At 44.8% G+C, this 13,283-nt stretch carries 9 protein-coding genes; 7 read left to right on the top strand and 2 right to left on the bottom strand.

Translation table 11 applies throughout. The features are described from left to right. Positions 1-666: 666 nt before the first annotated feature. A complete protein-coding gene (locus tag RB622_RS27320; protein ID WP_308049980.1) occupies positions 667-807 on the bottom strand; it encodes a hypothetical protein in 141 nt (46 codons plus the stop codon). A 141-nt stretch (positions 808-948) separates the two neighbouring features. Here RB622_RS27320 and RB622_RS27315 point away from each other — a divergent pair, with 141 nt between their 5' ends. Then, positions 949-7,143, top strand: coding sequence for a T9SS type A sorting domain-containing protein (locus RB622_RS27315; RefSeq protein WP_308049979.1), 6,195 nt, complete (start codon positions 949-951; stop codon positions 7,141-7,143). A gap of 261 nt (positions 7,144-7,404) precedes the next feature. Here RB622_RS27315 and RB622_RS27310 read toward each other — a convergent pair whose 3' ends face one another. Continuing rightward, a complete protein-coding gene (locus RB622_RS27310) occupies positions 7,405-8,067 on the bottom strand; it encodes a LuxR C-terminal-related transcriptional regulator (protein ID WP_308049978.1) in 663 nt (220 codons plus the stop codon). A 579-nt stretch (positions 8,068-8,646) separates the two neighbouring features. On the opposite strand from RB622_RS27310, the gene RB622_RS27305 reads away from it, so the two are divergent. The 6 genes from RB622_RS27305 (at position 8,647) to RB622_RS27280 (ending at position 13,083) form a co-directional block, all read left to right on the top strand. Then, positions 8,647-9,411, top strand: coding sequence for a helix-turn-helix domain-containing protein (locus tag RB622_RS27305; RefSeq protein WP_308049977.1), 765 nt, complete (start codon positions 8,647-8,649; stop codon positions 9,409-9,411). 585 nt (positions 9,412-9,996) lie between these two features. Further along, a complete protein-coding gene (locus tag RB622_RS27300) occupies positions 9,997-10,752 on the top strand; it encodes an SDR family oxidoreductase (protein ID WP_308049976.1) in 756 nt (251 codons plus the stop codon). Positions 10,753-10,844: 92 nt separating this feature from the next. After that, on the top strand, positions 10,845-11,207 hold the full coding sequence (locus RB622_RS27295) for a DoxX family protein (protein WP_308049975.1): 363 nt from the start codon (positions 10,845-10,847) through the stop codon (positions 11,205-11,207). A 94-nt stretch (positions 11,208-11,301) separates the two neighbouring features. Further along, positions 11,302-11,625, top strand: coding sequence for a hypothetical protein (locus tag RB622_RS27290; protein ID WP_308049974.1), 324 nt, complete (start codon positions 11,302-11,304; stop codon positions 11,623-11,625). 194 nt (positions 11,626-11,819) lie between these two features. Continuing rightward, entirely contained in the window at positions 11,820-12,455 is a 636-nt protein-coding gene (locus tag RB622_RS27285; RefSeq protein WP_308049973.1) for a hypothetical protein, read from the top strand. 10 nt (positions 12,456-12,465) lie between these two features. Continuing rightward, positions 12,466-13,083 (top strand): TMEM175 family protein, encoded by a 618-nt coding sequence (locus tag RB622_RS27280; RefSeq protein WP_308049972.1) that lies wholly within the window; start codon positions 12,466-12,468, stop codon positions 13,081-13,083. Positions 13,084-13,283: the final 200 nt, after the last annotated feature.

The following is a 13,283-nucleotide window of genomic DNA, read 5'->3' as shown; positions in this document are numbered from 1 at the left end:
GATTGACTTGGGACTGATAAGAGTTTCAAAATAATAGCCAACATAGACGCAAGTATGGAATACGGTCAAGTCATATGAACTAGCCGGAAAAAAATACATTCCGGTTAAAAATTCTATCCAAATATCAATTTTTTTTTGATTTTAAACACAAAATATTCGATAAGTACTTTTTAAGTATAATAGTGGAGGTTTGCCTGGTGGTGATATCCAGTATCTAAATATATCTACCTACCCCGAATTGTTATTCAGGACTTCTAGGTAGCGATAATTTGCTTTTATCAACCAAGTCGATAAAATAAAAGCAAATTTAGGCCCTGAACCTGGAACCCCAGGGCAACAACACACTATAGTAAAATGACGAATCAATGTTTCTTGACTCTTAACAGTTGTAGTAATAATTCTCAGCCTGATCGAGCTACTTTCGTATAATTTATAGCTTAAAAAGATGATTTTACGCTTGTGCGACAAGAAAACCCTACTAATTAGCTAAAATATTCGCCTCTCTTCGTCGAATTAAGTTAAGACATTTGTGTAGAGATATAACTCAAAAATCCTCCTCTATACTAGAATTTATTCTTTTTGTATACAATCTACGTAACCGTATACTTTATGCCATACTGTTTACACTATGCCACACTATGTCATTTTCAGCGTTTGATGAATCGATTATGTAGTCATCAGATTTTCGTCTGTCTGGTAAAATCCTGCCACCAGACTATGCCCGAAAACAACCGTTTTTTTAGTACTAAGGGAGGTGCCTTCCTTAGCATTGCCATGAATTCGTTTTTCTGATAGCGTTCGGTTCATTTTCCTATGTAGTCCGGAAACGTGAAAAATATTCTTTTCAGGTAGATCAGTTTTTCATTTATCAATCCTTAACAAACCGATTATGATTAAATAAAACGGAGTACGAAGTGTAAACCTTAATTAACAATTGAAAACTATTTTATGAGACGAAATTTACAAGTCGCCGCCTTCACGCTAGCATCTGCGATGCTAGCGTGCTTTGGCGCACGGGCGCAAACACCTGGAGGTGTTGCGCCTGCCGCGTGGTACCGGGCGGATGGATCCGGATCCGTATTTTCTGATGCGGGGACAACAGTTGCCGCCAACAATGCCACAGTCCAGCAATGGAACGAGGCACAAGGTTCAGGTTATAATCTCTTACAGGCTTCGGTGGGTGCGAGGCCGGTATTTTCAAACAGTTCAACGCTGGCCAACTTTAACCCGACTGTTACTTTCGATGGCAGTAACGACTTTCTGCAATTCACGGCAGGTACTGGCGTGAACGTGATCGACCGTACCAACGGAGCCATTTACACGGCTGGTTACGTAAGCACGATGAAACAGAGTGGATTTGCCGGATTTAATGCCACAATGGACTATCCCGGTCTGCACATTTTCGGAAGTAACAACAAGCTGTTGTTTTTCACGGGCGGTCCTGGTTATCAGGGATTGAGTGCATCAGCTATGACAGCGAATACATTTTTTACCGCCGGTTCGGGATGGGAAAATGGCGCTGGTACGAATGCATCGTATGCCGCTGCGACTGTTTCTTTGAATGGAACAAGAACGGATTACAACGGAAGTCAGCTACTTAATGCGAATTTGAGCACGGGTGCGCGCGATTTCCGTATCGGTGCCGATAATAACTATGGCGCATTCAGCGGTCAGTTAAATGAGGTTTTAGTCTACGAAAACAAGCTGACTTCAGACCAGCTGGACCGCGTAGAAACCTATCTTGCCATCAAGTATGGTTCGACCTACGCTGTAGGCATACGAGATTACAAGAGCTCCACCGGCGCTGTCGTGTGGAGCGCTTCGACGAATACCGGTTTGGGGAACAACATTGCAGGTATCGGTCGCGATGATGCTGGTGCGTTACATCAGAAGCAGTCGTGGAGCACCAATGCCGGTGCTCAGGTACTGATCGGAACCGGAACATTGTCAAACACGAACACGGGTAACGGAGCAGCCCTTACAAACGGGCAGTTCCTTATTTGGGGAGATAACGGTTTGGCGAAGTCGCCGAACGTGGTTATTTCGGGTATCAGTGGCATCAGCCACCGGTTTGCTTCTATCTGGAAGGTGCAGAACACCGGAAGTGTAGGCGCGGTTCGCGTGGCGTGGGCGAAGAACTTCACGAATCTGAGCTTGATTCAGAGCACAGACAACGTAATCAATTCGTCGGACGTGGTGACCAATATGGCTGCCAATGAGACAACGATCAACGGCGTGGTGTATAACTATGCGGATGTAACTTTGACTGATGGCCAGTATTTCACTTTCGCAGCCAAAGTAGCTGCACCAGGCGGTGTCAATACAGATCTCAGAGTTTGGCTTAAATCAGACAATGGTTTTACGCCTGCACAGTGGAATGACAACTCAGGAAATATTAATAACTATACGCAAACCAACGCGGGACGTCAGCCATTTACTGCAGCTACTACCTATAATTTCAATCCGGTAATTGACTTTGGGACCACTGGAGCTGATGCCCGTTTTATGGTTGTGCCTGCGGGTAAGCCATACTCGGCCAACGGTACCAACAGTTCCATTTTCACTGTCAACCTGGATAGAGGTCTCGGAGGATATGCTGATATTCTTGGGTTTGGAGCAACCACCACCACTGCAAACCTGATTGAGGCGAACAGCCCAGTAGTTACAAGGTTGGGTACGAACGTAATCAACTATCCTTACACAGATTCCAATCCTGCTTTACCCGCAGTAGCGGCAAATAAATTATACTTAAATGACGTGTCATTTACTGTGGGCGTTGCTGGAATTAAGTATGGTCAGAACGGTACCACCGGGTCAAATACGCAAACTTTCGCAGCGGTTTACGCCAAGCACGCCGACGGAAGTATCTTAGGTTCGCAGCCACAAGATAGAAATGGTTTAATCGGTGAGGTGATCGCCTATGAAAGAGATCTTACAGAAGCGGAAAAACAACGCGTAAGAACTTATACCGCTGTTAAGTATGGCATCACATTGCCTCACAATTATATCGCAAGCGACGGGACTACAGTAATCTGGAACCAGACGACGAATACGGGTTACAGTAAAAATATTGCCGGTATCACCAGTGATGAGGGAAGTGCGCTGGTTCAGAAGCAATCACAAAGTATCAACAGCGGGAGTCAGGTCGTTATCGGAACAACCGGATTGGCAGCTAGCAATGCATCAAATAATAATGTACTTCCGAATGGACAATCGCTGGTTTGGGGAGATAATGGTCTTGGGAAAGTACCGGCCGTAGCCATTAGCGGTGTTTCGGGTGTCAACTTCCGTTTTGCCTCTGTATGGAAAGTGCAGAATACCTCGGGCGTTGGTACTGTGCGGGTAGCATGGCCGGCAGGTTTGACGAACCTTACATTGGTTCAGGGTAGTGATCCTGCTTTTGCTTCGGTTGCATCGTCTACACTGATGACTTCGAATACGGTGTCATTGAATGGAGTATCTTACAACTATGCCGACGTTACACTTGCCAATGGACAGTACTTCACATTCGCTACGCAGTTGAACGGTCCGGGTGGTGTGGCGTTGAATCTGCGCGTATGGTTGCGCTCAGATGCCGGATTTACTCCTGACTCGTGGGCTGACTTGTCGGGGAATGCCAATAATTATACCCAAACAAATGAAAGCCGCCAACCCTTTACTGCATCAAAGCTGTATAATTTCAATCCGATGGTAGACTTTGGCACAACAGGTGCTGACGCCCGATTTATGGTGGTGCCATCAGGGAAACCCTATTCTGCCAATGGTACCAGTAGTACGATTTTTTCCGCCACTACAAGTAAAGCCCCATCCGGTTATACAGATATTATAGGTTTTGGCGCAACTACAACGGGTACTGGGTTTGCTGCTGCGGATTTACCGGCATTTACGAAACTTAACAACAATATTGTATTGTATCCATATCCTACGGCCCCGGCTTTGCCAAGTGTAGTATTGAACCGTTTATATCTGGATGATGTATCATATACTGTTGCGACTCCCGGAATCAAATATGGACAAAATGGACAGACCGCTACAGTAAACCAAACATTTGCTGCTGGCTTGGCGTTGCATGCGAATGGGAGTGTTTTGGGGGCACAGGCGGAAGTTAGAAATGGCAACATAGGGGAATTAATTGCCTATGAGAGAGACCTGGCCGAACCGGAGAAGCAAAGGGTGCGTAGTTATGTGGCCATTAAGTATGGTATTACCTTGCCTCACAATTACATTGCTGCGAACGGTACTACAACATTCTGGGATCAGACGACCAATACTGGCTATAACAAAAACATTGCCGGTATAGCACGTGATGACTATGGTTCGTTGAGCCAGAAGCAATCGTGGAGTATCAACACTTCGAATGAGGTATTGATCAGCACAACAGGCCTGGCTGACGACAACGCGAGCAACGCAACCATGTTGACCGATCAGCAGTTCCTTGTTTGGGGAGATAATGGATTAGGTAAAGCGCCCACAATTTCACTTGGTACAATTGCCGGCTTGCCCTATAATCGATTCTCGGCCATCTGGAAGGTACAGAATACCGGATCAGTTGGAACAGTTCGTGTGGCGTGGGTAAAAGGATATGCCAACCTGAAACTTGTGCAAAGTACAGACAATGTAATTGATCTTTCCGATGCAGTTACGGAGATGTCTTCTACGGTGACGATCGGTGGAAAGGAATATGCTTACGCCGATGTAACATTGGCTAATGGTAGCTTCTTTACATTCGCCGCCTTTGTGCAGGGCCCGGGTGGGGTCACCAATAACCTGAACTATTGGTACAGAGCTGACAAACTGGTGGGAGCAACCGTAGAAGATGCGGATGTAGACGACTGGACTGACTTTACTTCCGGTACAACCATTTCACAGTTAGGCGATAATGACCTACCTAAGTTTAAGCCGGGGAACTCAGCCTATTTCAATTTCAATCCGGGCTTGAATTATACCGCAGGAGCTCAGACTTTGGGAAATACAAACGTTCAAACGGTTACTGCGCTGAACTTTGATATTTACACGCTGACCAAAGAAGGACTTGCATCGGGTGGAGGTAACTCTAGGGTTTTCAGTTCATTGGTTGACAATATTACAACGACCGGTGGGATAAGACATTGGGATGGAATTGGTTTGAACCAGAACGGTACACTTGAGCGTGTCAACACCACCAGGGGGCAGACCTATTTTGCAAATCCGGGGAATATCAATTATGCTGCGGGTAATTCTAGCATCATGTACAATACGTTTACCAACACCACTGCTGCAAAGGGGTTGAATGGTGCTGCAAACGGAACTACTGCAACCTATGCAGTCAATGGACAGATGACCGGTGGACATGCGATAGGATCGACTGTTTTCTCAGGTAATGGAAGTGACAATGCAGGATTTGTCGGAAACATTGGTGAGGTAATTGTTTATGGTAATGGCAACAATACACCTGCGGAACGGAATAAGGTTGAATCCTATCTGGCGATCAAGTATGGGCTTACGTTGCATAACAGCAACAACTACACGACCTCTAAGGACATTGTAGTTTGGGATGCTACGGCCAATGCGGGTTACTACACCAACGTGGCAGGGATTGGTAATGATATCTTATCGGCATTGAATCAGAAGCAAAGCCGGAGCCAGCATACGAACACCAACAACCAGGTGACAATCGGTCTGGGTGGTATCGCTGCAACCAACGATGCTAATACCAGCCAGCTAACCGACGGTCAGTTCCTGGTATGGGGTGACAACGGCAACACGCAGGCCATGACAAACACAGCCAGCACGTACACGGCGTTTGTTTACTCAGGTAGTATCAACAACGCACGTCGTATGAACCGCATCTGGAAAGTACAGAATGCAAACGTGACTTCGGATGTACTCGTTCGCTTCCCGGTGGCATCTGTCGGAACGACTATGCTGGCCAATGACGCCTGCGCAGGGTATGTGATCGTTTTTGCTTCGGATGCTGCATTCTCTAGCAATGTGACATCTACACCGCTGACGGTCAATGGTACAGATTACGAAGCCGTTCACAGCTTCCCAGCCGGTGCAAGCTACTTCACTTTCGCAAAAGTGACACCGATTACAACGGGTACTGTGTATCTGCCAGCGGTTGTTGAGCAGACTACGCAATACAACGACAATTGCGGTACTGGCGAGTGGACGTATTTCCGTAAAACGGATGACAATTCGCTGAAATTCTTCGCGGCATCCAACATCGCGCCGGCCGTATTGAACGGCCTGACTGTAAAAGTGACTCCGGAAGGCGTAACCTATGAGGATGGCACCAAAACCACCCGACTAATGCCACGTATCACGACGGTAACCGATGCATCGGCAACACCGTTCACAAGTGGTAAGGTGCGCGTGTACTACGCTGCATCGGAGCTGGCGGCCACACAGGTTTCAGGCGCGCAGGTAAGTGGATGGTTCAAATACGAAGGAACTGCTGATGAGGTACTGGGGAATGTTTATAGCTCGGGATCACTGGATGGAACAAAAACAACCCAGTTGACACCAGATGCCACCGGCGTTGAAGACGGCGTGAATTATGTTGAATTCCATAACCTTTCTTCCTTCTCGTCGTTTATTTATCTGTCGACCACTTCGGCCAACCCGCTTCCTGTTACGCTGACCTATTTCAATGCAGCCAAAGAGGAACGCGTTGCGAGCCTTAAATGGGGAACCACCGAAGAAGTAAATAACCGAGGATTTGAAATTCAAAGAAGTGCTGACGCTCGGGCATGGCATACGCTCGGTTTTGTTGAAAATCAGACAGGAGGCAATAGTAAAGGAGCTTTAAGCTACAATTTTACAGATGCGACTCCGCTGGCCGGAACAAATTACTACCGCCTGAAACAGATCGACTGGGACGACGCATTCCGTTACAGTTCCATTGCGGCGGTGAAGTTCGAATCAGACAAAGGTTCACTATTCGTATATCCTAATCCGGTAGTGAATGGAAGTCTGTCTTTGAATTTACCTCGCAGCGGTTCACACAAGGTTTCTGTACTAAACATTTCTGGTCTGGAAGTTCTGAGTTTGAGAAATTCCGGCGTGACACTGGATGTTAAGAGTTTACCTGCTGGGGTATACGTACTGAAAGTCGTGTACGAAGGTGGCGATGTTTACAGTAAAACGTTTGTGGTAAAATAAACCGCGTCAAACCAATTAAAAGCGAGGGTCGGTGGATTGCAGAAGCAATTCACCGACCCTCGCTTTTGTTACCAGGAAACATTCTTTCTTGGTGATATGGCTTTCCCGCAAAAGAGAAAGCCATAAAATTTATAACCAGCGCTTATCAAAAGCTGTGATTTAATACCAATTTTTTGATGCGGGAGGACAGGGGCTTAAATCAGAATTAAGATTCGTCTGACAGCCGAAAGATCATGGTTCTGCCGTACAATGTACTACGTGTCAGATACTAAATCCCATTGCGGCACTGTCCATAACTACCCTGAGATCAATAATGTTATCTACATTGGTCTTTTTGAAGATGTTTGATTTGATCGTGCTTATGGTAGAGATTTTTCGGTCCATTTCCTTTGCAATAAGCGAGGGTCTCATCCCCTGGACCAGGAAATCTGCCACCTTGGTTTCTGTCACGGTGAGCCGGATATTTTTGTTAACTCCTCGTGATGGCTTGATTTTCAGTAGCTGCATAGCGATTTGGTTGTTGATATAAAGTCTGTTGGCATCTATCGAAATCAGGCATTCCCTTAGTTCGTTTTCATCGAAATTGTCGGGCAGATAGGCATTGATTTTTTCACCGAAGAAAGCTATAATGTAATTGATGGATAGCTGATAGTCATAAAGTATAATCTTACATGACTTATTGGACGATTTAAGTTTGCGGATATTTTTTACCATCGTGTTGAAGGGGCTGCTTCCTACTTTGATAAAAAAGCTGGTGTATTTAATTTGAGGGTTGTCCCAGGATAATTCATTGAATGATCCGTATTCTGAAACCTCATCGTGAGACGTAATTGATTGAATCGACCTTTTAAGACCAGCGCTAAACATAGGCCGGTTATCGATTATGGCAAATGAATTGTCCTTATTTTTCTTGTAACTATTCATACAATTTGGTCTGATTAGCAATTCAGTACTTGAATTATTTTGATGATAAATTTCCTACTGCAATTTGCTATTATATCAGCATATACAAGGGGGAAATAGTTGTCGTTTTAGTATGTTTTTATCTTCTATCTAACGTGGCAGGCTGGTCGGGATAATAACTTTTAAAAAATGATGATCGGGAAGTAGTTTGTCAGGGAACACAAGCCAGCTTTCGGCCGGATAATGCAATAGGGGAAATGCATCACTTTATGTATCGTATTTGTAGCCAGATTTTTATTCAATTGCTTAGACGTTTTGCACGAAATCTTGTTAATGGGGAAACAGTTTTGGCGTATCGGCTATGAGCGGATTGGAACGTACGATGTTGTGGCTAAACATAGGAGAAATTCTTGTCTATTTTGGGTGAATTTTATGTTTTAGGTCCGTTTGGCGATTGCGTGATTTGATGGTGAGTATTTCGGGAACTATGTTTGCAAACCACTGCCGGGTAAGATTGTTGGTTTGATGTTAAGCGCAATAAGGGTTGCATGACCAAGCAATTTGTTGCGCCTCTGCAATAATGTAAATTCTAAAAACGCAATGATTGTTTTAGTAATAGAGGATGGTACAGATGTTCGTAACTTCTGTAAGGATGTGCTCATAAAGTACTTCCATGTTGTCCAGGCCGATAACGGAGCGGATGGTATCGCGATAGCCAGAAAAATAGGTCCGGATCTGATACTCTGCGGGATGTCGGTTCCACTCTTGGGTGGCCTTGAGGTGTGTGAGATTTTAAAGTCAGACAGTGCTACCAGTCACATCTTTTTCATTTTGCTGGATACGGAGGGATCCGAACTAAGGGAGCTTGCAGGATTGCGTGCCGGTGCAAACGACTACATTTCAAGGCCACTCGATAGTAAAATCCTGGAACTCAAAATAGACAATCTGATCCATCTTGGAAAAGCCTTGAGAGGGCAGTATCCAGAGGAGCTTTCGCCGCCGCTCAAACAGGGTGAGTCGGAAGGACCATTCCTTGATAAAATACGGCAGCTTGCTCATGATAATATTTCCGATCCCGACTTTGGCGTACATCAGATGGCGTTTCAGGCCGGTGTAAGTGTTTCGGTGCTTTACCGAAAACTCCGGTCGCTTACTGGAATTACGGTTCATGATTTCGTGAAAACGATACGAATGAAGAAAGCCATGCAATTGTTGGAGACTGGAATTAATCAAGTGAACGAGGTGGCAACGGCTGTCGGATACGAAGACAGCAAATATTTCAGCAAGGAGTTCCGTAAAACTTTCGGAAAAACACCCATGGAAATTAAGCGTAATGTAGTCGAGTTGGCCGAGCAACTTATCTAGCATGAAAAGACACCAGGTGTTTGCTTCCAGGCGGTAATTGGTTATCACAAGCCGGTGCAGAATTCATGAAAAGATATCTTCCATTCCGAATAAGATGAAAAAATAATAGTTAAGCGACTACGAGAAAAGTTTTAGCTTCCATTTCATGACCTTGTAAAAAAAAACGACGAACCGGTTCTTTTTTGTCATCTATTTCATTTTGACAAGATAAAGATCCTTTTTTAACAAAATTATCTACCATACAGATCTACCTTATTCCCTAATATTGCTTTCAGACAATAGCCAAAATTATCGTTTAAAGATAGCTTGGGAAATCTTTACGGATGGTGATCAAAGACACCACTGAGATGTGTCTCGTCAAATTTGTGCATTTTATCAACAATCATAAATATATAAACGTGAAAATTAAATTACCTATTGCTGGGCTGCTTCTTTCGGCTTTGACAAGCCAAGGACAACTTTCAGAGGACTTTAATTAGGCCAGTTCTATATTAAAGAAAAGGCAACCTGATCAACAGTCCGGATGGTTTTCACAAAAGTGATGACCGGGGATATCTCTTTGCATACCATTAACCAAACAATCATATGTCAACAGCTAATTTAACAGACAAGGTAGTACTTATTGCCGGTGGGGGCAAAAATCTGGGTGCCCTGTTAAGCAGGGATTTTGCAGGAAAGGGAGCAAAACTGGCCATTCACTACAACAGTGAGGCATCCCGGGAAGAGAGCGAAAAAACACTGGCAGCCGTGCAGGCGCTGGGAGCCGAAGCTTTCCTGTTTCAGGGTGATCTTACACAGGTTGCCCATATCACAAAGTTCTTTGATGAAACGATCGCAAAATTTGGTGGTATTGACATTGCGATCAATACGGTCGGAATGGTGTTGAAAAAGCCTTTCACGGAGACAACCGAAGCAGAATATGACGTCATGTTTGGCGTCAATTCGAAAGCCGCGTACTTCTTTTTGCAGGAAGCGGGTAAGAAGATCAACGACAACGGAAAAATCTGTACGGTCGTTACGTCGTTGCTGGCGGCTTACACGGGTTTGTATTCTACGTACGCAGGGGCAAAGGCGCCGGTGGAGCATTTTACAAGAGCCGCTTCGAAGGAATTCGGAAGCCGTGGTATTTCGGTAACGGCGGTGGCTCCGGGGCCGATGGATACGCCTTTCTTTTATGGACAGGAAAGCGATGACGCTGTAGCCTACCACAAATCAGCTTCTGCCTTAGGCGGGCTGACGGACATCAAAGACATCGCACCTTTGGTGGAGTTTCTTGTAACTGATGGATGGTGGATCACCGGGCAAACCATTTTTGCCAACGGGGGTTATACAACCAGATAATTTTTATCTGGGAACAGATGCTGGACAGCCGTTTTAAGTAGAAACGGTCTGTTCAGCATCTAATTTATCACTGTATCAAAACCGGGAAAATTATGGTATTGAAAATTATCAACGCTGCGCTTATCCTTGGCGCAGTTTTTATGGGCTTCAAACAGGGCTGGGCCATGTGTTCAGGCAAACCTGAGATGCTTGAAATGTTTGAAAAATGGAATGTCAGTAAAACCGGTTTAATGCTGAACGGCGGCGTCACGCTACTGAGCGCCTTGCTTATTTTGCATCCCAGGACATTCGTTTGGGGGAATTTTCTGATGGCTGCCGGAATCCTGCTGATCATCTGTTTTCACCTGTTGGACCGCGATCTGAAAGGTGTCATGATCGAGTTGCCTTTCCTGCTGATGAATCTCGTCATCATCTATCTGAGGTATCCGTTTGCAGATCTTTTTAAAGCGAACTAAGATGAGGCTCCTCATTTTTTTGTGTTTCGCCGGTCTCTGTTTTATGGAGAAGGTCAGTGCACAACAGTTAACATCAACTAAAAACCAAACCAACATGAACACCGACAAAATCACAGATCCGGTAGTGAAAGCCGCCATTGATGCCCTGCAAAAGGGAGACGGTAAAGCCTGGTCTTCGGCCTTTGCCGCTAATGCCTCTTTTTACGATGACGGAAATAAACGTGACCTTGCTGCTTTTAATAAAAATGCGATCGGGCACGAACGTTTTACTTCCATTGATAAGGTGGAGCATAACGGAACGGCTGTCTACGGAAATTTCCATAGCGATCAGTGGGGAGACTTCAAGACTTATTTCAGGTTCACGATCGATAATACCGGCAAAATAACCAAACTCGAAATCGGGCAGGCCAGCTACTAATCCTGGGCGTCACCGCAAGCCGGTATTGGTAAGCGGCTTATATTTTTTCTTTTCCGGGACCTGATATTTTCGGGCCAAATCCACACCGCGGAATTGGCTGGGATTGCTATGGAGTAGCCTGTAGGGAGTATCGGTCAGCAGTACATGAGAGACAAAACCTGTTCAGAAGCTCATTTTACCAACAAATCATATTCATGAAAAAAACTTTACTTGTCGTAGTTATTGTGCTTTTTTCGTTACGTGCTCAGGCGCAATCGCAGGATTATATTGACATGCTCGGTGGCCATAAGGGGTTTACGTCGGAGTTCTTTTTTCTGAAACCCATTGACAAGGCAAACCGGTGGAGCGTCATTTCCAGGAGTGAGCTGCATCTGATTGCGTACAAAAGGGATCACCCCGAGTTTGTCAATTACAATACGGTTTCCTACAATTTCAAAAATCATTTTGGGATTACGGCCGGTACCTATGCGTCGTCGGTGTATCCGTTCAGTGCCAGACTTGGTGTTCAGTACATGAAAGAAACCGAGGCACTTCTGATCTATGCCAATCTTTCCTCTGCGGTTACCAAAGATCCGGACGGACATATGCTGGTAATTCTGGGTTACCTGCCCGAGATCAATGAAAAGTGGAGACTTGTGTTCCGATCCGAACTAAGAACGGCTATCAGCTACAAGCACGGTCATGCTTTTAGTACCCAGCAAGTAAAAGCAGGTCTGCAATACAATGAAAAACTGGGTTTTGGACTAGGTGTTGAAGCGGGTCAGCATGGAAAGAGCGAGCATCTGGAAAAGGAATTTAACATAGGCCCATTTGTAAGAATTAATCTTTGAAACAACAATCATGACAACATATAATAAATTATCAGGACAAAGTGCGGGCCGTATCGATGCGATCAGCGATGCCGTTTTTGGTGTAGCCATGACACTTTTGGTCTTGGAAATAAAAGTGCCCGAATTTGAGGAGCATATTACAGAATTGGAATTGGCGGCCGCCTTTTGGGCATTGATGCCCAAATTTCTCGTCTATTTTTTGAGTTTTATGACAGCCGGTATCTTCTGGACCGGGCAATCCGCGCAATTCAGATACATCAAAACCAGCGACCGGAATTTGAACTGGATCAACTTACTGTTTCTGCTATTTGTATCGACCCTTCCGTTTTCCACCGCTTTTTTAGGGGATCACATTATGTTTAAATTTTCAATATTTCTGTACTGGCTGAATATTTTGCTGATGGGGGTGATGTTGTATATCAACTGGGAATATGCCAACCGGCATCATTTCATTGCCAGTGAGATGAGGGATGCGGTTTACGGCCCAATCAAGAAGAGAATTATATCCGCGCAGCTATTATATCTTGCAGGAGCGCTGTTATGTTTCATCGATACCTATGCAAGTATTGCATTTATTGTTGCCGTTCAGCTTAACTATGCTTTTGCTTTTTTGGGGAATAAAAAGTAGGGCTTCCGGGTTTTGACAAATTGAGGAAATACTGCAAGTCGTGCCGGGTTAAACGAAGTGAAGATCGGGTAGTTGTAAAGCATATTCTATAGGAATTCGGAATTGGCTAGCGGTTTTTCTGCTTGGATACAAATCTACCAGTAGGAAAATATTGTCTGAAAACGTAAAATGACAATATTTTCGCCATAAATCGATAATTC

The organism is Dyadobacter sp. LHD-138, assembly GCF_030929615.1.
Lineage (GTDB): Bacteria > Bacteroidota > Bacteroidia > Cytophagales > Spirosomataceae > Dyadobacter.
The sequence above is the reverse complement of the archived record's forward strand: the minus strand, read 5'-3'. Positions and strand labels throughout refer to the sequence as shown.